Origin of the sequence: Actinomadura rubteroloni (assembly GCF_002911665.1) — a bacterium.
Lineage (GTDB): Bacteria > Actinomycetota > Actinomycetes > Streptosporangiales > Streptosporangiaceae > Spirillospora > Spirillospora rubteroloni.
Genome location: NZ_MTBP01000001.1, coordinates 1075280 through 1095776, shown reverse-complemented (window position 1 = coordinate 1095776; position 20497 = coordinate 1075280). Strand labels below are relative to the sequence as shown.

The window sequence follows — 20497 nt, the reverse complement described above, 5'->3', positions numbered from 1 at the left end:
TCGTTTTGTGAAGGCCCCCGGTACCCGCCGGGGGCCTTTGCGCGCTCGGCGTCCGCTTCACGCAGGAGCCGATGGGAGATGGGGCCGCGTCTTCGACGACACCTGCGGCAACCTGCCTGATCTCAGGGGCGGGCGGCGGCGTGGGGGCCGCCGAGCGTGTGGGCGGGCGGGTGGGCCGCCGTGGTCAGCAGGGCCGCCGCCGCGACCAGCGCGGCGATGAACGTCTTGCGCCATTTCCGGTGCATGGTTCCCACGCTAGGAAGCGCACGCCCCGGTCACCATCGGCCCAGCCACCCGATCGGGGGTGGGGCCAGCCCCCCGGCGTCCCCGATTGAGCGGATGCTCAACAGCGCGCTAGGCTGCGCGTTGAGCAGTCGCTCAAGAGAGGGGTTCCGATGGCGGACACGCGGGCGAAGTTGCTGGTCGGAGCACTGGAGACGCTGCGGACGCGCGGGATCGCGGGCACGTCCGCCCGGGCCGTCGCGGGCGCGGCCGGGGTCAACCAGGCGCTCGTCTTCTACCACTTCGGCAGCATGGACGAGCTGCTCGTCGCCGCCCTGGAGCACGGCGCCGAAGAGCAGGTCGCGCGGTACCGCGGCCGGTTCGACCGCGTGACCTCGATCGGCGGGCTGGTCGAGCTGAGCCGCGCGCTGCGCGAGGACGACGAGGCCGAGCGGAACATGACCGTCATCGCGCAGCTCCTCGCGGGCGGCCGGGCCAACCCCCGGCTCGCGGAGGCGACCGCGCGCGGCCTGGAGCTGTGGGTGGCCGAGCTGCGGAACGTCCTGCGCCGCGTCCTCACCGGAACGCCGCTCGCCGAGTTCGTGGACACCGACGGCCTCGCCCGCGCGCTCGCCGCGTCGTTCCTCGGCCTGGACCTGTACGGCGGCGTGGACGAGGCGTCCGCCCGCCGCGCGACGGCCGCGCTGGAGCAGTTCGCCGTGCTGATGTCGGCACTGGACGACCTCGGCCCGGTCGTCCGCCGCGCCGTCCGCACCCGCCTGCGCCGCGCCGGCCGATGAACCCGGCCACCGCCCGGCGCCTGCTCGCGTCCGGCGCGCTGGCCGCCGGGACGGGCCTGTTCCTGACGCCCGCGCTCGGCTACTGCCTGGTGTTGATGCCGTTCGGCGGGTGGCTCGTCCTGCCGGGCGTCGTGACCTGCGCGGCGCTGATCGGGATGAGCGCGGCGATGCTCGGCCTCGTCGCCGAGGAGCTGCCGCGCGTCGTGGCGCCGCCGTTCCGGTGGGCGCTGCTCGTGCAGTTCGTCGCGGCGCTCGCATGGCTGCCGGTCGCGGCGCGGACGCCCACGACCGGCGGCCTGCTCGTCGCCGGCGCGATCGTCACGGCTCTCACCACCGGGGCGCTGAGCCGCGTCCCGCGCGTCGCCGGAGCCGCCAGGATCGGGCTCGTGCTCGCCGCGCTGCTGGTCTGAGCGGACGCTCAAGTCGTCCGGACGGGCCGCCGTCGCGCTTTGAGCGAGTGCCGGGAATTAAACTCCGTAAGGCGTACGCTATTGTCCCCGAAAACTCCGTAGGAAGTACAGAGTTGGAGGGCGCATGGCATACGCGATCGTCGCCGAGGGGCTGCGCAAGCGGTACGGCGACGCCGACGCGCTCGCCGGGATCGACCTGGCGGTGCCCGCCGGGGCCGTCCACGGCCTGCTCGGGCCGAACGGCGCGGGGAAGACGACGGCGGTGCGGATCCTGGCGACCCTGCTGCGGCCCGACGGCGGCCGGGCCGAGGTGGCCGGGCTCGACGTCGTGCGGGACGCGGCGCGCGTCCGCGCCCGGATCGGGCTCGTCGGCCAGCACCCGGCGGTGGACGAGCCGCTGAGCGGACGGCAGAACCTCGTGATGTTCGGACGGCTCCACCACCTCGGCGCCCGCGCCGCCCGCCGCCGCGCCGACGAACTGCTCGCGGCGTTCGGGCTCGACGGCACCGGCGACCTGCCCGCCGGGCGCTACTCGGGCGGGATGCGGCGGCGGCTCGACCTGGCCGCGAGCATGATCGTCGCCCCGGCGGTGCTGTTCCTGGACGAGCCGACCACCGGCCTGGACCCGCGGTCCCGGGCCGAGGTCTGGGACGCCGTCCGCGACCTCGCGGACCGGGGCACGGCCGTCCTGCTCACCACGCAGTACCTGGAGGAGGCCGACCGGCTCGCCGGCACGATCTCGGTCCTGGCGCGGGGCCGGGTCGTCGCGGACGGCACGCCCGAACGGCTCAAGTCCGACCTCGGCGGGGACCGGCTCGACGTCGTCGTCCACGACGCGGCCGACCTCGCGGCGGCGGCGGAGATCGTCGGCCGGATCGCGGGCGCGGCGCCCGTCGTGGACGAGGCCGCGCTGCGGATCGGCGCGCCCGTCACCGACCGCGTAGCCGCCCTCACCGAGACGGTCCGTGCGCTGGACGCGGCCGGTGTCGGGGTGGCCGACGTCGGGCTGCGCCGCCCGACCCTCGACGAAGTGTTCCTGCGTCTCACCGACACCGCGAAGGAGGCCGCATGACGCCGCGCACGGCCGCCGCCGACACGTGGACGATCACGCTCCGGTCGCTGGCGCACTGGGCCCGTCAGCCGGGGCCGGTCGCCGTGGCCCTGCTGTTCCCCGTCATGGTCGCGCTGATGATGGGCTACCTGTTCGGCGGGCAGATGGACGTCCCCGGCGGGGGCGGCTACCGGGAGTTCATCATGCCCGGCATGTTCGCGATGACGATGCTGTTCGGCGTCGAGACGACGTTCGCGGCCGTCGCGTCCGACCGGGCGCGCGGTGTCACCGACCGGTTCCGGGCCATGCCGGTGGCGCCGTCGGCCCCGGTCGCCGGACGGGCCGTGGCGGACATGCTCCACGGGGCCGTCGCGCTCGCCGTCATGATCGGCTGCGGGCTGCTCGTCGGCTGGCGCTGGCACGACGGGGCCGGCCGCGCCCTCGCCGGGCTCGGGCTGCTGCTGCTCCTGCGGTTCGCGCTCGTGTGGACGGGCGTGTACCTCGGCCTGGTCGCGTCCGGCCCGGAGGCGGTGGTCGTCGCGCAGGTGCTCGTGTGGCCGGTCGGGTTCCTGTCCAGCGCGCTGATCGCTCCGGAGACGATGCCGGGGTGGCTCGGGGCGATCGCCGAGTGGAACCCGCTGTCGGCCACGGTCACCGCGTGCCGCGACCTGTTCGGCGACACCGCGCCGTCCGGCGGATGGGCGGCGGACCACGCCCTTGCCCTGGCCGTCGTCTGGCCGCTGCTCATCTCGGGGGTGTTCGCCGTGCTGTCGGTGCGGCGCTACGGCCGCCGGTAGTTCACCGGGCTCCGGACCAGGCCGTCCAGAGCGCCGCATAACGCCCGCCGGACGCGGCGAGGGCGTCGTGGGTGCCGGACTCCACGATCCGTCCCGCGTCCAGGACGACGATCCGGTCGGCGGCGGCCTGGTTGAGGCGGTGCGCGACGATCAGCGCCGTCCGTCCGGACAGGACGCGCTCGGCGGCCCGGTCGAGGAGCCGCGCCCCGGCGCTGCCCGCGTCGGCGGTGGCCTCGTCCAGGACGACCACGGCCGGGTCCGCGAGCAGCACCCGGGCCAGCGCGAGCTGCTGCGCCTCGGTCGTGGTGAGCCGGTGGCCGCCCTCGCCGACGACGGTCGCGAGCCCGCGTGGCAGGGCGTCCGCCCAGGTCAGCGCGCCGACGTCGGCGAGCGCGGCGCGCAGGTCGGCGTCGGACGCGGCCGGGGCGGCCAGGCGCAGGTCGTCCGCGAGGGGCCCGGCGAAGACGTGGACCTCCTGCGTCACCAGTGCGATGTGGCGGCGCGGCTCGGCCAGCGCGTCCACCGGCGCCCCGCCGAGCAGCACGGTCCCGGCGCGCGGCGGATGGACGCCCGCGACGACCTTGGCGAGCGTCGTCTTCCCGGCCCCGCTCGTCCCGACGAGCGCCACGTGCTCGCCGGGAGCGGCGGAGAACGCGACGTCGTGCAGCACGGGATGCGACGGCGTGTAGGCGAACGTGATGCCCGTGGCCGTCACGCCGCCGTCGCGCGGGACGGCGTCGCCGGAAGCGGGCGGCAGGGGCGCGTCCGCGACGCCGACGAGACGGGCGAGCCCCGCCGCCGCCTCCTGCGCCGTCCCGAACTCGCCGAGCAGCGTGTTGACCGGGTCGAAGACGCGGTGGAAGTAGAGCGCGGCGGCGGCCGTCGCCCCGACCGTCGCGCTCCCCGCGCCGACGAGCAGGTACCCGGTGCCGAGGATCGCGCCGAGCCCGACGAACTCGGCGAGGTTGAGCCGGCCGAAGAACCGCGTCGCCAGGCGGCTGGCGGTGAGCGCCTGGTCGAGCGCGGCGGACGACCGGCCCGCGACGGCGGCGCGGTGCGCGGCCCCGAGCCCGTAGGCGCGCAGGGCGTCGGCGCCGCCGATCGAGTCGAGGATCTGGCGCGTCCGGTCGCCCGCCGCCGCGCGCTCGGCCGCGAACACCGGCGTCGAGCGGCGCAGGTACCAGCGCAGCGCGGCGAACTGGAGCGGCGCGGCGAGCAGTCCGGCGAGCGCGAACCGCCAGTCCAGCGCGGCGAGGCCCGCGACGGTGAGCAGGACGGTCAGCCCGGAGCCGGCGAGGGCGGGCAGCGCGGTCCGGACGGCCCCGGCGATCACCGCGACGTCCCCGCTCACCCGGGCCACCAGTTCGCCGCGTCCGGCGCGTTCGACCTGGTCGGACGGCAGCCGCAGCGCCCGGTCCACGACGTTCTCCCGCAGCCCGGCCAGCAGCGTCTCGCCGAACCGGGCGACGAGCGCGTTCCCGACGCCGGTCAGGACGGCCTGCCCGACGGCGGCGGCGAGGAGCAGCAGGACGGGCGCGGTGACGGCTCCGGCGCCCCGTCCGTCCAGCACGACGTCCACGAGATGCCCGAGGACGGGCGGGACGACGAGCCCGCACGCGGTCGCGGCGACGAGCGTCAGCACGGCCCCGGCCGCCGCGCCCCGGTGCGGCCGGGCGAGTTCGCGCAGCGCGCGGCGGGTCGCGGCGGGACTTGCGGTGGGGAGCGTCATGCGAGCACCAGGTCACGGTAGGCGGGGTCGGCGGCCAGGTCGGCGTGGGTGCCCTCGGCGCGGACGGCGCCGTCCCGGACGAGCAGGACCCTGTCGCACGCGGCGAGCAGCGCCGGGCTCGTCGCGATGATCACGGTGGTGCGGTCGGCGCGGACGTCCCGCAGCCCGGCCGCCATGCGCGCCTCGGTGGCCGCGTCCACGGCGGTGGTCGGGTCGTGCAGGACGAGCACCGCCGGGTCCGCCGCGAGCGCGCGGGCCAGCGCGACCCGCTGCCGCTGCCCGCCCGACAGCGACGCGCCGCGCTCGGTGAGGACGGTCGCGAGCCCGTCCGGGAGCGTCGCGGCGACCTGGGCCGCGTCGGCGGCGGCCAGCGCGGGCGCGACGCGGTCGGGGGCGGCGGCCGACGCGGCGACGTTGTCCTGGACGCTCGCGGCGAACAGCGGCGCGTCGTGCCGGGCGACCAGCAGCGTCCGCCGGGCCGCGTCCGGGGTGAGATCGGCGACCTCGGCGCCGTCCACGACGACGCCGCCGTCGTAGGGCGCGGACGCGAGCAGGTCCGCGAGCGCGAGCGCCGACGCGCCGTCGGCGGCGATCCCGAGCGTCTCGCCCGGCGCGACGGCGAACCCGGCCACCTCCGGCTCGCCCCGGGACGGAGGCGCGGCGGCGAACGCACCGGGCACCTCCAGCTCGCCCCCGGACGCAGGCGCGGCGGCGAACGCACCGGGCACCTCCAGCTCGCCCGGGGACGGAGGCGCGGCGGCGAACGCACCGGGCACCTCCAGCGCGCCCCGGGACGCGGGCGCGGCGGCCGAACCCGCGTGCCGGGGCGCGTCCAGGACGGCCGCGACGCGCGCCGCCGACGCCCGTCCCTGCGCCAGCCGTGCCCCCGCCATCGTGAACGCCGACAGCGGCCCGAGCAGGAACTGCGCCAGCCCGACCGCCGCGACGAGGTCGCCGACGCTGATGCGGTGCTGCGCGGCGAACCGTCCGCCGACGAGCGCGACCAGCGCGACGAAGCACAGCGTGAGCAGCAGCGTCGCGCCGGAGTAGACGGCCTCGGCGCGGGCCGCGCGCAGGGTGGCGCGCAGCGACCGGCGGCTCGCGGCGCGGTACCGGTCGGCGGCGGCGCGCTCCCCGCCGAAGCCCTTCAGCACGCGCAGCCCGGTGACGAGGTCGGTCGCGAGGTCGGCGGCCTCGGCGGCGCGGGCCTGCTCGACGCCGGACCGGCGCTCCAGCGGGCCGCCGAGCCGCTGGACGGCGAACAGCAGCGGCGGCGCCCCGAGCAGGACGAGCAGCCCGAGCGGAACCGAGATCCGCAGCAGCGCGACCGCCACGACCAGCACCGCCGCGAGCGCCGAGCACGTGCGCGGGACGACGCTCAGGAACTCGCCCACCCGGTCGGCGTCGCCGGACGCGATGGAGACGAGCGTCCCGGTCCGCCGCTCGGGGTCGGGCCGAGTGCGGGGGTCCAGGGCCGCCCCGGCGACCGCGAGGCGGGTCCGGTTCGCGGCGCGCTCGGCCGCGGCCTTCGCCGTCCGCGCGCCGAACCGGAACGACAGCGACAGGACGAGGAACAGGACGCCGAGCACGCCGAGCCAGAGCAGGATCGCGCGTCCGTCGTGCGGGGCGACGGCCCGGTCGATCGCCGCGCCGACGACGACCGGGACCAGCGCCTCGCACACCTGCCAGGCCATGAGCAGGACGGCGGCGGCCAGCACCGACCACCGGTCGGCCGCCACCGCGCGCCGCAACACGTCCCCGGCCGTCACACGAACCTCCCCGTCGAGTTTGGGAAGGCTAACCTAACTCACGGCTTCGTGGCGAAAGCGGCCAGGTTGGTGGAAATGGGCTCGGGCCTGCCGCCGTTCTGGCGCGGCGCGGCCGTCAGGACGTCCAGATGCTGGTAGCCGGGCGCGATGACGTCGCCGGGCTCGGGGTGGCGCGTGCCGAGCCCGTCCCCGGCCTCCAGGTTGATGACCGGATTGGCCGTGATGCCGTTCTTGTGGACGGCGCCGTCAGCGACGCCCGGCGCCCCCGCGAGCGCGATGTCGGTGACGATCCGCGTCGGGAAATAGTGCTCGGTGAAATCGAGCGGGTGCTCCGACAGGCTGCGGGCGAGTTCCGCGATGTCGGTGACCTCTTTGGCGGGCGTGGTGAACGGCTGCCCGTCCTTGGCCTTCGGGACGTTCTTGACGGCGTCGTAGTTCTGCCAGCCGTATTGGGGCCCGTCCGGCGTCGCGGGGATCGCCTTCCGCTCGGTGCCGAGCAGGCTCTTCCACGCGCCGTTCCCGGACAGGATCATCTCGTTCGGGACGGGGAAGTCCTTGTCCACGACCGGCCCGCCGGAGAAGAACCCGACGCTCGCCTGGAGGAAGGCGAGCGGCTGGGAGTCGTCGTCCAGCAGCGCGCCGAGCGCGGCGGCGTTGGTGAACCGGAAGTCGGCGATGGTCGGCGTGCCCGCGATGAACGTCGCGAAATCCTTGGAGAACAGGAGCCGGTACGTCGTGTCGGTGTTGAAGCTGGACGGAATGTAGGTCGCGAGGTCGGACCGTCCGGACGGCGCCACGCGCGCCGCGAGACCCGCGATGGCCAGCAGGTTCATCGTCTCGGCGTTGATGAGCGCGGGGCCCGAGACCGTCCGGGGCACGACGCCCGATTCCAGTCCGGCCTTCACCGCGCCCGCGCCGAACTGGAGCAGCGGCACCATTTCTTTGGGGAAGTCGCCCATGCCCATGAGCGACGTCGCGACGCGGGTGTCGAGCGCGAAATACCCCGCGCACTGGTTGTATCCGGCGTCGGCGGTCGTGGCCGGGTTCCCGTCGAAGTCCCATTCGGCGAAGAAGCCGGTGAGCGTACCGCCGAGCGAGTGCCCGCCGCACAGCACCTTCCGCTTGCGCAGCTTCTGGTCGGGGAGTTCGGCGCGCAGCAGGTCGTACTCGTCCCGGACGGTCTGCTCCAGCCCGACGTTCTGGAGCCATTTCACCTGGTCGTTGGACTGGTACCCGGCGAACACCCGTCCGTCGACGCGCTTCTTCCGGTAGTAGTAGTCGACCGCGACATGCGGGTCTTTGGCAGCGAGTCCCGCGAGCACACCGGTGGTGTCGTCCAGGCAGTTCGAGCGCCGGTCCAGCGCCCAGAACTCCAGGTGCTTCCCCTTGGCAGCGGCGGCCGTGATCGTGTTGCGCGCCACGCTGTCGAACGCGCCCGCGCCCTCCAGGATGCCGGGCTGCGCGACGAGGATCCGGTCCGCCTTCGCCGAGGACGCCGGCCCGTGGACGTCCCGGAACCGCAGATACGACAACCAGTCGCACGCGGCGGGATGCGGCCCCACCGCCTTGGGCAACGGCACCTTGACCCGTACGACGCTCTCCACCACGCCCTTCACCGGCGAACTGTTGGTGGTGACCGTCGTTTCCCGCCGCTCCGCCGCGTAGGCGGGCGCGGTCAGGGCGGCGCCTGCGGCGGTGACGGCGAGCACAGCAGCGGACGCGCGCAGAGGGACCCGCATCTTCGTCCTCCTCGGCGAGATGATCGACGCGCCACAGCATGGCCCCCGCGCCGCCGCACCGATAGTGCTCCGGAGCACACATCCCGTCCGGCCGCGGAGGTCGCGAGTCACGTTCGCGGCCAAACACACATCGCGGCGTTCCGTGGACGAATCGGCGGAGATCCGCTAGAGAAGCGGCATGACCGCACTGGTGCTCGGCCCCCTTCTCCGTCATGTCGGCGAACACACCGCGACGCTCTGGGTGGAGACCGCACGTCCCGGCGAGGTGGCCGTCCGGGCGGGCGAGGCCGCCGCGACGGCGGAGACGTTCACCGTCCACGGCCACCACTACGCGCTCGTGGACGTCGCCGACCTCCCGGCGGGCGCGTCCGTCCCCTACGAGGTGCTGATCGACGGGGAGCGCGTGTGGCCCGAGGACGGGTCGCCGTTCCCCGCGCCCGCGCTGCGCACGCTGGACGTGTCCGGCGCGCTGCGGCTGTCGTTCGGGTCGTGCCGCCGCTCCCCCGACCCGCGCCGCGTCCACGGCCTGGACGCGCTCGCCGCGCTGGCCCACCACCTCGCCGGGCCGGACGCCGCGTGGCCCGACGCCGTCCTCATGGTCGGCGACCAGGTGTACGCGGACGAGCTGAGCGACGAGATGCGCGCGTTCGTCCACGCCCGGCGCGGCCCCGACGCCGAACCGAAGGACGAGATCGCCGACTACGAGGACTACACCCACCTCTACAAGCTCGCGTGGTGCGAGGACCCGGCGGTGCGGTGGGTGCTGTCGACCGTCCCGACCTTCGCGATCTTCGACGACCACGACATCCGCGACGACTGGAACACCTCGCTGGCCTGGCGCCGCCAGATGGCGGAACTGCCCTGGTGGCGGGACCGCATCGTCGGCGGCATCGGCTCCTACTGGGTCTACCAGCACCTGGGGAACCTGGCACCGGACGAACGCGCGGCCGACCCGGTCCTCGCGGCCGTCCGCGACGCGTCCAAAGACGGCGGCGACGGCGGCGCGATCCTGGACGCCTTCGCCGAACGCGCCGACGCCGAACCCGCCACGATGCGCTGGAGTTACGCGCACGAATGGGGCGGAACAAGGCTCGTCGTCGTCGACAGCCGCTGCTCACGCCTGCTCACCGAAGACCGCCGCGGCATGCTGGACGACGAGGAATTCGCCTGGCTCGACGCCCAACTCCAAGGCGGCGTGGACCACCTTCTGATCGCCAGCTCGCTCCCCTACCTGCTCGCCCCCGGCATCCACCACGCCGAGGCATGGAACGAGGCGCTGGCCGACGGCGCCTGGGGCCGCGCCGGCGCCCGCTTCGCCGAAAAACTGCGCCAGGCCGCCGACCTCGAACACTGGGCCGCATTCGGAACATCGTTCCGCGAAGTGGCCCGCGACATCCTCGCCGTAGCACGCGGCGAACGAGGCCCGGCGCCCGCGAGCATCGCGTTCCTGTCCGGCGACGTCCACTACTCCTACGTGGCCCGCGTGACCTCCCCCGGCACGACGTCACAGATCGCACAACTGGTCTGCTCCCCCCTGCGCAACCCGCTCCCGCCGAAATTCCGCTTCGCGCAACGCCTGGGAATCTCCAGCGTCCTGGCCACCGGCCCCCGCCTCCTGGCCCGCCTGGCCCGCGTCCCCACCCCACCGATCCGCTGGCGCCTGACGGACGGCCCGTGGTTCGAGAACGCCATAGCGACAATCGAGCTGAACGGCCGCGCAGCCCGCGTCCACTGGGACTCCCCCACAACCCCCGACCACCTGAAGACAATCGCCCGAGCAACCCTCACCCCCTGACCCAACCCGCACGGCTCCCTCGTCCACGCGCGGGCTTCCCGCCCGCGCGGGGCCGCCCGGACAACCGGCCAAAGACGCACCACCCGCCGCCCGCGCAGGGACACCGCGCGCCAGACTCACGCGCCCGCACACGCGCCTCGCGGCCGACGCGGTGCCCCGCGCGAGTGGCCGACGACGCGGCGGACGAAGCGAACCGCCGCACGGACGAACGTCGCACAGACGGAGAAAGGCACCCGCGTAGGAATCCAGCACCCCGCGCAAGGTCCCGCGCAGGGCCACACGCACGGTGAAATGCTCTGCTCGTGGCGGACATGTGGTGGTCGTCCGGTCCCACACGACGAGAGGGTGCCCCTTGTCAGCCACCCCGAAGGCTTCGCGACCGCCCGATGACGGGCGGTGCCGTTTCGACGAACTCTACGCCGCGCACCGCGTACAGATCCTCGGCTACGCATTGCGGCGTACGTCCGACCCGCAGGACGCGGCCGACATCCTCGCCGAGACGTTCCTGATCGCCTGGCGTCGGCTGGACGCCGTGCCGCACGGCGCCGAGGCCCGGCTGTGGCTGTACGGCGTTGCGCGCCGCGTACTGGCCAACCATCACCGCGGCGTGCGCCGCCGCTCGGCGCTGAGTCACGACTTGGCGGACCGCTTGCGCAGCGATCTGGCGACCGGTTACGTCCCCGAGGAGCCGGGCGACCTCGCCCCTGCGGCCGAGGCGTTCCGCGAACTACCCGAAAGAGACCGGGAACTGCTCGCCCTGGTCGGCTGGGAGGGCCTGGACAACGGCGAGATCGCCACGGTCCTCGGCTGCTCCCGCAACGCGGTGCGAATACGGCTGCACCGCGCCCGCCGCCGGTTCGCCCGCGAACTGGAGCGGCGCGGCGCCTCGGCATCCCAGTCCCGCACCCTGGCCGCCGCCCACGGAGAACACGCATGAACGACATCGACCTCCTGATCGGCCGGATCGCTCCCGCCACCGACGCCCGCGCCGCCGACCTGCTCTCCGCGGACACCGCCGCCGCGCTCGCCGACCGCATCGTCACCTCCACCACCGAGGCCCCGGACATCCGGTCCCCTCACCGCACCCGGCGACGCCTGGCCATCGGCCTCCCTCTCCTGACCACCGGCCTCGCAGGCGCCACCGCCGTAACGGTCCTGCTGGTCTCCCCCGGCGATGGCTCCCCGGCGCCGGTACCGTCCAGGCCCTCGGCCTCCCACGCCCCGAAGGTCGAGTTGGCCGCGGCCCTCACCTTCACACGCAACGGAGGCCACATCGACGTGCGGATCCGCGACCCGTACGCCGACCCCGAGCGCTACAAGGAGGAGTTCGCCAAGCACGGGCTCGATGTGGACCTGAAGCTCATCCCGTCCTCCCCTTCGATCGTCGGGACCGTGGTGATGATCGAAGGCGATATCACCCCCATCAACAAGAAGGGCGCCTGCGAGGTGCCCGGCGGCGGTGACACCTGCCCGGTGGGCGTACGCGTCCCGGTCGACTACAAGGGACACGCGGCAGTCGCCTTCGCACGCGCGGCCCGCCCTGGCGAGCACTACAACAGCACGGCCCAGGCCGACGCCCGCGGTGAGGTCATGCACGGGATGACCTTCCGCAAGCGACCGGTGGCAGAGGTTCTGGCCGCACTCGCAAAGCGCCACGTCACGGTCCCCGAGTACCGATACATGGTGGGCAACGAGAGCAAGGTCGCCTACCCGGGCCAGATCCCCGGCACCTGGTACGTCCACGACGCCGCCCTGTGGGCCGCCGGCCAGGTCATGCTCTTCGTAGGTCCGCACCCGGACGAGCGCCCCGGCGACCGCCCCCAGCCGAACTAGCCAGGTGCCCCCACTAGCCCCGTCACCCCGACCACCTGACCAGCGCCACCGGCCGACCTGCAGGCGAACCAGCCCGTCACCGGTCCGGCCACCGCCACATCAACAGATCGCTGGATCAACCATCAGCGGGGGAAGGGACGTGGCAAGGCGGCTCTTGCGGCGTGGGTGAGGCGTTGCGGGGAAGGGTGAAGGGTCGTGTTGTGCGGCCTTTCTGGTGGGTGGGAGGGGGAGGCGGAGTGCCCCGCGCGGGGGGAAGGCCGCGCGGGGAGACGGGTGGGGCGCGTCCGTCCCGCCCCCTCCTCGGGACGGACGCGCCGGGGCCGCCCGTCCGGCCGCGCCCCAGCGGCCGGACGGGCGGCTCAGGAAGCGGACGGCTCCAGCAGGGCCAGGGCCGTCCGCAGGTCTTCGGGGAGGGGGGCCAGGCGGACGCCGAAACCGTTCGTCCCGAAGAGGGAGTGGAAGAGTTCGGTTTCGTCGCTCGCGCCCAGGGCCTGTTCCAGGAGGTGGCGGAGTACTACCGCGTCGGCTTCGGCTCGGCGGCCCGCGGGGATGAGGGCCGCCGCGCGGGCGGGGCCGGTGAAGGCGACCGTTTCGCCTCGGCGGAAGACCTCGCGCAGTTCGTGGGCCACGACGAGCGAGCGGGAGAGGCGTCGCCACGGTTCGTCGCCCTCGGGGAGGTCGACGAAGAGGAGGGTGTGGCCGTCCGGGACGCCGCCCGCCTCCCGGTACAGCTCGGTGAGGCGGCTGCGCAGGTAGGACGCGGTCATCAGGCCGGTGAGCGGGTCCTCGCAGGTGACGTCCGGGGATTCGGGCGTGCCGCCGTCCGCCCAGCCCTCGGCGGCGCAGCGGACCAGCGACAGCGGCGGGTCCGGCCAGTTCAGCTCGGCGAAGAGGGCGCCGAGGTCCTCCAGGGTCTCGCCGATGCCCACGCCCGCCCGGCCGCGCGCCTCGCCGAGACGTTTGCAGGCCGCCGCCAGGCCCGGTTCGCCGCACGCGGCCGACACGACCGACTCGACGGCCGGCGTCCACCAGTCGCCCGTCAGCGCCCAGCCCGTCTCCGCGCTCCGGCAGCGCCACCGCTCGCGCAGTTCCCCCGGGCCCGGGACCAGCCGTTCCCCGGGGCGCCTCCCGTCCCAGAGATGCACCATCTCGCCGTCGCCCTCCGTTCGTCCGTCCGGCCGTCACTCCCTCCCACGGCGTTGCACGCGTCTCATGACGCGGTTTGCCCGACCATTTACTGCGACAGTGGGTGGTCAAGGAACTACAGTGAGCGGTCGATCCCCCGGAGGCCCGGCAATGCGCCGGTGAAGTGACGGCAAGGAGACCCCCGTGGCCGAGAACGCGCCGAGCCCGGCCCCCGCCGAGCCGAGCGACGCGGCGCTGATCGCGCGCGTCCGCACCGGCGACCTCGCCGCGTACGGGCCGCTGTACGAACGGCACCTCGCGGCGGCGCGCGGCCTCGCCCGGCACCTCATCGACGGGGACGCCGCCGAGGACGCCGTCCAGGACGCGTTCGCCCGCATCCTCGACGCGATCGGGCGCGGCGGCGGGCCCGCGTCCGATTTCCGGCCGTACCTGCTGACGTCGGTGCGCCGCGCCGTCTACGACCGGTACCGCGACGAGCGCCGCGTCGAGGCCACCGACGAGCTGGAACGCCTGGACGCGGGCCTGCCGTTCGAGGATCCGGCGCTGCACGGGCTGGAACGGTCGATGATCGTCCGGGCGTACCGGTCGCTGCCGGAACGGTGGCGGGCCGTCCTGTGGCACACCGAGATCGAGGGCGCCAAGCCCGCCGAGGTCGCGCCGCTGCTCGGGCTGACGGCCAACGGCGTCGCCGCGCTCGCCTACCGCGCCCGCGAGGGGCTGCGGCAGGCGTATCTGCAGATGCACCTCGCCGATCCGGCCGCGCCCGTCGCGGGGAACCCGCCGCCCGCCGACGAGGCGTGCCGTCCGGTGCTGGAGAAGCTCGGCGCGTACGTCCGGGACGGCCTCGCCAAGCGCGACACCCGGACCGTCAAGGCGCACCTGCGCGGCTGCGCCCGCTGCTCCGCGATCTACGCCGAGCTGGTGCAGGTCAACACGGCGCTGCGGGACGGCCTCGGGCCGATCATCCTCGGCGCGGCGGGCCTGGCGTACCTGGCGAAGGGCGGCTGGGGCGGCACGTGGGTCGTCACCCGGTTCCGGCGGCTGCCCAAGCGGCAGCAGCAGGCGGTCGGCGGCGGGGTCGCGGCGGCCGTCGCCGCTGCCGCCGCCGCGCTGGCGCTGATGCTGGCCTCGGGCGCGACGCCACTGTCCCCGTCGGGACGTCCGCAGACCGATCAGCCCCACCAGGTCGCGGCCCCGCCCGCCGCGCCACCGGCCGCTCCCAAGCCCGCGAAGCCCGCAAAACCCCCGGCCCCAGCGCCGAAGCCCGTGAAGCCCGCGCCCGCCGAGCCCGTAGCGAACACGTCCCCGGCCGCGTCGCCGAGCAGGCCGCCCGCGCACGTCACCGCGCGGATCGGGACGGTCGGCGCGCTCGTCCGCGACCGTCCCGGCATCGTCGCGATGACGGTCGGCAACGACGGACGCGGCGCGACCGACGACCTGGCCGCCGCCGTGGACCTGCCGCCCGGCGTCGCCTACGACGGCGCCCGCTCCGGACGGCTCGGGCTCGCGTTCACGCCCGTCCGGGCCCCCGGCGGCGGCTGGGCGTGCCGGCCGCAGGGCACCGCGCGGGTCGTCTGCACGCACGCGCCGGTCCCGGCGGGCGCGACGACGTCGGCATACCTGCGCGTCCGGGTCGCGCGCGACGCCCCGCTCGGCCCACCCGCGCGGCTCACCCTCAGCGGCGGCGGGACGGCCGTGTCCGCCCGCGCCGACCAGGGCGTCTCCGCCGACGGGATGCCCGCCCGGTTCGCGACCGAGGGCCGGGTGCGGACGGTCGAGACCGGCAACGCGCTGCTCGGCTGCGACGCGACGCGCTCGGACTGCCGCCAGGCGATGGACCGGCGCGGCCCGAGCCGCGACGACGACCTCTACTCGATGCGGCCGATCGACCGCGACGACGACCCGACGACCCGGACGTCCAGCGCCGCCCGCCTCGACGCGCCGTCCGACGTCCTGTGGGCCGGGCTCTACTGGTCCGGTTCGACCTCGCCGGGGAGCGCCACGATGCGGCTCCGCGCGCCCGGAACGTCGGCGTACACGACCGTCCGGGCCGCCGAGACGGGCACCGCGGAGCTGCCGAACGGTCCTGCTTACCAGGCGTTCGCCGACGTCACCGCGCTGGTGCGGGCACACGGCGGCGGTGTCTGGTGGGGGGCGGACGCGCCCGCGGAGTCGGGCTTCGGACGGTATGCCGGGTGGGCTCTGGTGGTCGTCGTCCGCGACGCACAGGCGCCGTTCCAGCAGGCGATGGTCCTGGACCGAACGACCGCGCTCGGTCCGCAGTCCGCCGCGAAGCTGGACGTCCGGCCGAACGGGCTGCTCGCGGCGGCGCGCCCGGCGACGATCGGGCTCGTCGCGTGGGAGGGCGACGCGGACCTCCCCGGCGACGCCCTCTCCCTCGCCGGACGCCCGCTCACACCGCTCACCGGCGACCGTTCCCCGAACAACGTTCTTGACGGCTCCACGCCCGGCGCGCTCGGCACGAAACTCACCTTCGGCCTGGACGTGGACCGGTTTTCGGCGAGCCTGAACGACCGTCCGGTCCTGACCCTAAGCACCGGACGGGACGCCGTTCTCGTGGGAGTCGTCACCGTCACGGCACCGACACGCACCTGACGCGCACGGCGACGTGCGAAAACCTGCGTGCGGGGGGTCGCGCCGCGGACGATCGTCGTGAAAGAGTGGCGAATCACCGTAACGGCCTGCGTGACTCCTGGGCTTCACGAGGTTGACTGACGCCCGTCCGTGCTGAGGAAAGGCGGTGTCGCATGGATCGCTGCGCCCTGTTCGTGGACGCCGGCTACCTCCTCGCCGACGGCGCGATGGCGGTGCACGGGACGCGACACCGCGACGCCGTGTCCTGGGACTTCGGCGGCCTGCTGCAACTGCTCGGCGGCCTCGCCCGCGACCGCACCGGCTGCCCGCTGCTGCGCTGCTACTGGTACGAGGCGACGTCCGAGGGACGCCGCGCGCCCGAGCACGAATCCCTCGCCGACCTGCCCGGACTCAAGCTGCGGATCGGCAAGGTCCGCCCCGGACGGCGCGAGGGCGTCGACGCCGAGATCCACCGCGACCTCATGACGCTGGCCCGCAACGGCGCGCTCGCCGACGCCGTCGTCGTCAGCGGCGACGAGGACATCGCGCGGGTCGTCGCGGACGCGCAGGAGTTCGGCGTCCGGGTGACGGTCCTGCACATCGCCGTGGACGGCAACTGGACGATCTCCCGCGTCCTGCGGCAGGAGTGCGACGACCTCATCGAGATCGGTTCGGGGCATCTACGGCCGTACGTGAACCTGCTGAGCAGCGGGGACGCCTCGTCCGGGCCGCTGTCGAACGGGCACTCCTCCAACGGGTCGGGCACGCCCGCCGCGCTCGCCCCGGCGCCGCGCAGCGCGTCGTCCGCGCCGCCGTCCACGCCGCTCACCGGGCAGCCGGTGCCCGCGGCGGAGTACGCGGCGCGCGACAAGGACTACGTCGCGCGGGACTACGCGTCGGCCGCTCCGGAGTACGGGCTGACCGGGCTGACGCCGCCGCCCGCCGTGCCCCCGGCGACACCGTCGCCGTTCCCCGCGCCGCCGGTGACCCCGCCGCCGTTCCCGGCGCCGCCGACGTCCGCGCCGCAGACCGGCGGGACGAACTACCCGCCCCCGCCGCAGCAGCACGGGCCGTACACCGGGCCGCAGCAGATCGCGCCGCGTCCCGTCCAGCAGACCGCGCCCTCGCTCTCGGACGCGGTGAAGGCCGCGCACCAGGAGGGCCAGGACTTCGGCGAGTCCGTCGCCCGCGACGCGCCCGCGCTGTGGCTGGAGGCGGTGCTCGCCCGCAAGCCGCGCATGCCGTCCGACCTGGAGGCCCGGCTGCTCCAGGGATCGTCGCTGCCGATCGACTTCCTGCTCCACGACGAGGTGCGACACGCCCTGCGGCGCGGATTCTGGGACGCGCTCGAACGCGCCCGCAGATAGGGCTTCGACGCCGTCCGGACGTGTAGCCGATTCACGATCATCACGCAATTCGCCCGCTTCGGTCGCCGACCGGCGGGTAGCGTTGAACCGTGACGCATGTGACGGAAGACGATCTCGACGATCTGGAGTTCGACACCCTGCGCACCGGCGATCACATCGCGGCGGCCCGGCGTCTCGCCGAGCTGGCCGAGGCGGTGTCCGGCGGGGTGTCGCGCGCCAACGTGCTGCTGCGCGCCGGGGAACAGTGGCAGCACGCGGGCGACCACGAGGCGGCCGCGGCGCTGTACCGCGCCGCGCTGGAGGACGGCGGCGAGACCTACGGCGACGCCCGCGCCTACCTCGCGGACGCGCTGTTCAAGCTCGGCCGCATCCCCGAGGCCCGCGCGCTGGTGGACGACATCCGCGCCGACGCCCCGCGCGACCCGGAGGTGTACCGGGCGGTCGCGGAGGTGCTGTACGAGCAGGGTGACACGGCGGGCTGCCACGAGTGGGCGACGAACGGCGCCGACGTGGTGCTGGCCGTCCGGGCGGCGGGCGCCCCGGCGGACGAGACCGCGCTCGCCGAGGACAGCCTGGAGGCGCTGCTGCGGCTGCGCTACCGCGCACGGATCGACCTCGGACGTCCCGAGGACCACTACGACGCGATGCTGGACGACCTGCTCAAGAACGCCTGAGAATTTTTTTCCGGCGGATGTCGAGGACGGGACGGGCGGCTTCGACCTCCGGGTGAAAGCGTCCCGCAGGGGGACGCGGGGAACGGAGCCCGACATGAAGTACATGATGCTCATGCAGTACAGCGCCGCCGGAACCGACTTCCCGGACATCGCGTCGTGGTCGGCGGACGAGGTGCGGGCGCATGTCGCGTTCATGCGCGACTACAACGCCAAGCTCGTCGCGGACGGCGAGCTCGTGGACGCGCAGGGGCTCGCCTCGCCCGCGACGGCCCGGATCGTCCGGGCCGGGGCGGACGGCGCGCCGGTCGTGACGGACGGTCCCTTCCCCGAGACCAAGGAGTGGCTCGCGGGCTACTGGATCGTGGACGTGGAGACCGAGGGGCGGGCGCTGGAACTGGCCGCCGCAGCGTCCGCCGCGCCCGGTCCGCAGGGACGGCCGCTGAACATGCCGATCGAGGTCCGTCCGATCGGTTCCGAGCCGGAGGTCTGACCCGCTGGACGACCTCGCCCCCGACGACCTGCTGCGCACGCTCGCGCCGCAGGTCGTCGGCGTGCTCACCCGCCGGTACGGGGACTTCGGCGCCGCCGAGGACGCGGTGCAGGAGGCGCTGATCGCGGCGCTGGACCAGTGGCCGCGCGACGGCGTCCCGGCGAACCCGCGCGGCTGGCTCGTGCAGGTCGCGAGCCGGCGGCTCGTGGAGCAGATCCGGGGGGACGCGGCGCGGCGGGCGCGGGAGGAGCGGGTCCTCGCCGACCGGTCCGCGACGCCGCCGGGGACGGTCTCCGGGGACGACACGCTCGTCCTGCTGTTCTTGTGCTGCCATCCGTCGCTGACGACGCCGTCCGCGATCGCCCTGACGCTCCGGTCGGTCGGCGGGCTGACGACGGCGGAGATCGCGCGGGCCTTCCTCGTCCCGGAGGCGACGATGGCGCAGCGGATCAGCCGGGCGAAGGCGCGCATCGCGGCGTCCCGGCTCCCGTTCCGGCTGCCCGAGCCCGCCGAGCGGGAGGCGCGGCTGGCGGCCGTCCTGCACGTCCTCTACCTGATCTTCAACGAGGGCTACACGGCCGGCGGGGTCGAACTGCAACGCCGTGACCTGGCCCGCGAGGCGATCCGGCTGGCCCGTCTCGTCACCCGCCTGCTGCCCGCCGACGGCGAGGCGGCGGGCCTGCTCGCGCTGATGCTGCTGACCGACGCGCGCCGCGACGCCCGCGCCGACGCGCACGGCCTCCCGGTGCCGCTCGCCGAGCAGGACCGGACCCGCTGGGACCGCGCGTCCATCGACGAAGGCATAGCCCTCCTCACCCGCACACTCCCCCGGAACGCCCCCGGCCCCTACCAGGTCCAAGCGGCGATAGCGGCAGTCCACGACGAGGCCGCCAGCGCGGAGGCGACCGACTGGCCGCAGATCCTCGCCCTCTACGACGTCCTGGAGCGCATGGCCGACAACCCGGTCGTCACGCTGAACCGCGCGGTGGCGACGGCGATGACCCACGGCCCGTCCGCCGGCCTGTCCCTCCTGGCCACCCTGGACGACCGTCTCCCGAACAACCACCGCCTCGCCGCCGCCCGCGCGCACCTGCACGAGATGTCCGGCGACACGTCCGCCGCGATCCGCGAATACCGCCGCGCCGCCGACCTGACCCCGAGCGTCCCCGAACGCCTCTACCTGACCGCCCGCGCCGCCCACCTCACCCCCTGAGCAGCGCCTCGCAGGCGGTGTAGAGGCGGGCGCGGAGGGGGGTGGCGCGGTCGGTGAAGGCGCGTTGTTCGGCGGCGTACTCGGCGCGGCCGGACGGCGTCTCGATGCGGATCGGCGGGTAGCCGAGGGCGGCGAGGTCGTAGGGGCTCGCGCGCATGTCCACGGCGCGGATGTCGCGGGCGAGGGCGAAGCAGTCCGCGACGAGGTCGCTCGGGATCAGCGGGGAGAGCTTGTACGCCCATTTGTAGAGGTCCATGTTGGCGTGCAGGCAGCCGGGTTGTTCCAGGTCGTGCTGGGTGTCGCGGGACGGCTGGAGCACGTTGAGCGGACGGGCCGCGTCCGTGAAGAACCGGAACGCGTCGAAGTGGCTGCACCGCACGCCGCGCTCGTCCACCACGGCGGCGACCGCGTCCGGGGGCAGGCGCAGCGGCCACGCCTCGTGCCGGACGTGCGGCGTCCGGTACACCATCGCCCATTCGTGCAGGCCGAAGCAGCCGAGGTGCGCGGGACGGGACGCCGTCGCGGCGAGCAGCCGGCCGATCCAGGCCACCGAGGCGCGGCGGCGCTCCAGCAGCGCGGACGTGTCGAGGACGGCGCCGTCGGCGGTGTCGCGGTAGTCGCGGCCGTACCCGCGCGCCCCGAGCAGGACGACGCCCGCGCCGGGATGCCACTGGACGAGCCGTCCCGGCCGGCAGGAGTAATAGGTGAACAGGAAGTCCTCGACGGGATGGGCCTCGCCGCGCTCCCGGCGCCGCAGGTAGGGGCCGGTCCACTGTTCCACGCGCTCCCGGTGGGCCGCCGCCCGCGCCCGCCAGACCTCCGGCTCCCATGCCTCCACCGGTGCATGCTACTCAGCACCCCGGTGTC

General features: G+C 74.8%; 18 protein-coding genes. 12 read left to right on the top strand and 6 right to left on the bottom strand.

Annotation, left to right across the window (positions count from 1 at the left end; translation table 11 throughout):
• Positions 1–122 precede the first annotated feature (122 nt).
• Complete coding sequence (locus tag BTM25_RS30635) at positions 123–245, bottom strand: hypothetical protein (RefSeq protein ID WP_268877637.1); 123 nt, start codon at positions 243–245, stop codon at positions 123–125.
• A 150-nt stretch (positions 246–395) separates the two neighbouring features.
• On the opposite strand from BTM25_RS30635, the gene BTM25_RS04830 reads away from it, so the two are divergent.
• The 4 genes from BTM25_RS04830 (at position 396) to BTM25_RS04815 (ending at position 3280) form a co-directional block, all read left to right on the top strand.
• Positions 396–1022, top strand: coding sequence for a TetR/AcrR family transcriptional regulator (locus tag BTM25_RS04830; protein ID WP_103561525.1), 627 nt, complete (start codon positions 396–398; stop codon positions 1020–1022).
• Entirely contained in the window at positions 1019–1432 is a 414-nt protein-coding gene (locus BTM25_RS04825) for a hypothetical protein (protein ID WP_103561524.1), read from the top strand. Before BTM25_RS04830 ends, BTM25_RS04825 begins: the two co-directional genes overlap by 4 nt.
• A 124-nt stretch (positions 1433–1556) precedes the next feature.
• Positions 1557–2504 carry an ATP-binding cassette domain-containing protein gene (locus tag BTM25_RS04820; RefSeq protein WP_103561523.1) on the top strand — a complete coding sequence of 316 codons (948 nt, stop codon included), beginning with the start codon at positions 1557–1559 and terminating at the stop codon, positions 2502–2504.
• The gene (locus tag BTM25_RS04815; RefSeq protein ID WP_103561522.1) at positions 2501–3280 is read left to right on the top strand and encodes an ABC transporter permease; all 780 of its coding nucleotides are present in this window, start codon (positions 2501–2503) and stop codon (positions 3278–3280) included. Before BTM25_RS04820 ends, BTM25_RS04815 begins: the two co-directional genes overlap by 4 nt.
• 1 nt (position 3281) lies before the next feature.
• Here the strand turns inward: BTM25_RS04815 and BTM25_RS04810 are convergent, their stop codons facing one another.
• From BTM25_RS04810 to BTM25_RS04800, 3 genes are read right to left on the bottom strand one after another with little or no spacing between them, the layout of a single operon-like run.
• The gene (locus BTM25_RS04810; protein ID WP_103561521.1) at positions 3282–5009 is read right to left on the bottom strand and encodes an ABC transporter ATP-binding protein; all 1728 of its coding nucleotides are present in this window, start codon (positions 5007–5009) and stop codon (positions 3282–3284) included.
• Positions 5006–6778 (bottom strand): ABC transporter transmembrane domain-containing protein, encoded by a 1773-nt coding sequence (locus BTM25_RS04805; RefSeq protein WP_235828243.1) that lies wholly within the window; start codon positions 6776–6778, stop codon positions 5006–5008. The genes BTM25_RS04810 and BTM25_RS04805 overlap by 4 nt, the downstream gene beginning before the upstream one ends.
• Positions 6779–6816: 38 nt before the next feature.
• Entirely contained in the window at positions 6817–8517 is a 1701-nt protein-coding gene (locus BTM25_RS04800; protein WP_103561520.1) for a hypothetical protein, read from the bottom strand.
• Positions 8518–8695: 178 nt separating this feature from the next.
• On the opposite strand from BTM25_RS04800, the gene BTM25_RS04795 reads away from it, so the two are divergent.
• From BTM25_RS04795 to BTM25_RS04785, 3 genes are all read left to right on the top strand, one after another.
• Entirely contained in the window at positions 8696–10312 is a 1617-nt protein-coding gene (locus tag BTM25_RS04795; protein ID WP_103561519.1) for a DUF7800 domain-containing protein, read from the top strand.
• A gap of 313 nt (positions 10313–10625) precedes the next feature.
• The gene (locus tag BTM25_RS04790) at positions 10626–11249 is read left to right on the top strand and encodes an RNA polymerase sigma factor (protein WP_407923367.1); all 624 of its coding nucleotides are present in this window, start codon (positions 10626–10628) and stop codon (positions 11247–11249) included.
• The gene (locus BTM25_RS04785) at positions 11246–12145 is read left to right on the top strand and encodes a hypothetical protein (protein ID WP_103561517.1); all 900 of its coding nucleotides are present in this window, start codon (positions 11246–11248) and stop codon (positions 12143–12145) included. Before BTM25_RS04790 ends, BTM25_RS04785 begins: the two co-directional genes overlap by 4 nt.
• Before the next feature lie 359 nt (positions 12146–12504).
• Here BTM25_RS04785 and BTM25_RS04780 read toward each other — a convergent pair whose 3' ends face one another.
• The gene (locus BTM25_RS04780) at positions 12505–13293 is read right to left on the bottom strand and encodes a nucleotidyl cyclase domain-containing protein (protein WP_103561516.1); all 789 of its coding nucleotides are present in this window, start codon (positions 13291–13293) and stop codon (positions 12505–12507) included.
• A gap of 181 nt (positions 13294–13474) precedes the next feature.
• On the opposite strand from BTM25_RS04780, the gene BTM25_RS04775 reads away from it, so the two are divergent.
• From BTM25_RS04775 to BTM25_RS04755, 5 genes are all read left to right on the top strand, one after another.
• A complete protein-coding gene (locus BTM25_RS04775; RefSeq protein ID WP_103561515.1) occupies positions 13475–15907 on the top strand; it encodes a sigma-70 family RNA polymerase sigma factor in 2433 nt (810 codons plus the stop codon).
• Positions 15908–16059: 152 nt separating this feature from the next.
• Positions 16060–17253, top strand: a complete 1194-nt coding sequence (locus BTM25_RS04770) for an NYN domain-containing protein (protein WP_103561514.1) — start codon at positions 16060–16062, stop codon at positions 17251–17253.
• 89 nt (positions 17254–17342) lie between these two features.
• Positions 17343–17927 (top strand): tetratricopeptide repeat protein, encoded by a 585-nt coding sequence (locus tag BTM25_RS04765; protein WP_235828242.1) that lies wholly within the window; start codon positions 17343–17345, stop codon positions 17925–17927.
• 94 nt (positions 17928–18021) lie between these two features.
• Positions 18022–18417, top strand: a complete 396-nt coding sequence (locus BTM25_RS04760; RefSeq protein WP_103561512.1) for a YciI family protein — start codon at positions 18022–18024, stop codon at positions 18415–18417.
• A gap of 4 nt (positions 18418–18421) precedes the next feature.
• Positions 18422–19630, top strand: coding sequence for an RNA polymerase sigma factor (locus BTM25_RS04755; RefSeq protein WP_103561511.1), 1209 nt, complete (start codon positions 18422–18424; stop codon positions 19628–19630).
• Here the strand turns inward: BTM25_RS04755 and BTM25_RS04750 are convergent.
• On the bottom strand, positions 19620–20468 hold the full coding sequence (locus BTM25_RS04750) for a 3-methyladenine DNA glycosylase (protein ID WP_103561510.1): 849 nt from the start codon (positions 20466–20468) through the stop codon (positions 19620–19622). The two genes, BTM25_RS04755 and BTM25_RS04750, sit on opposite strands and share 11 nt — an antisense overlap.
• Positions 20469–20497: the final 29 nt, after the last annotated feature.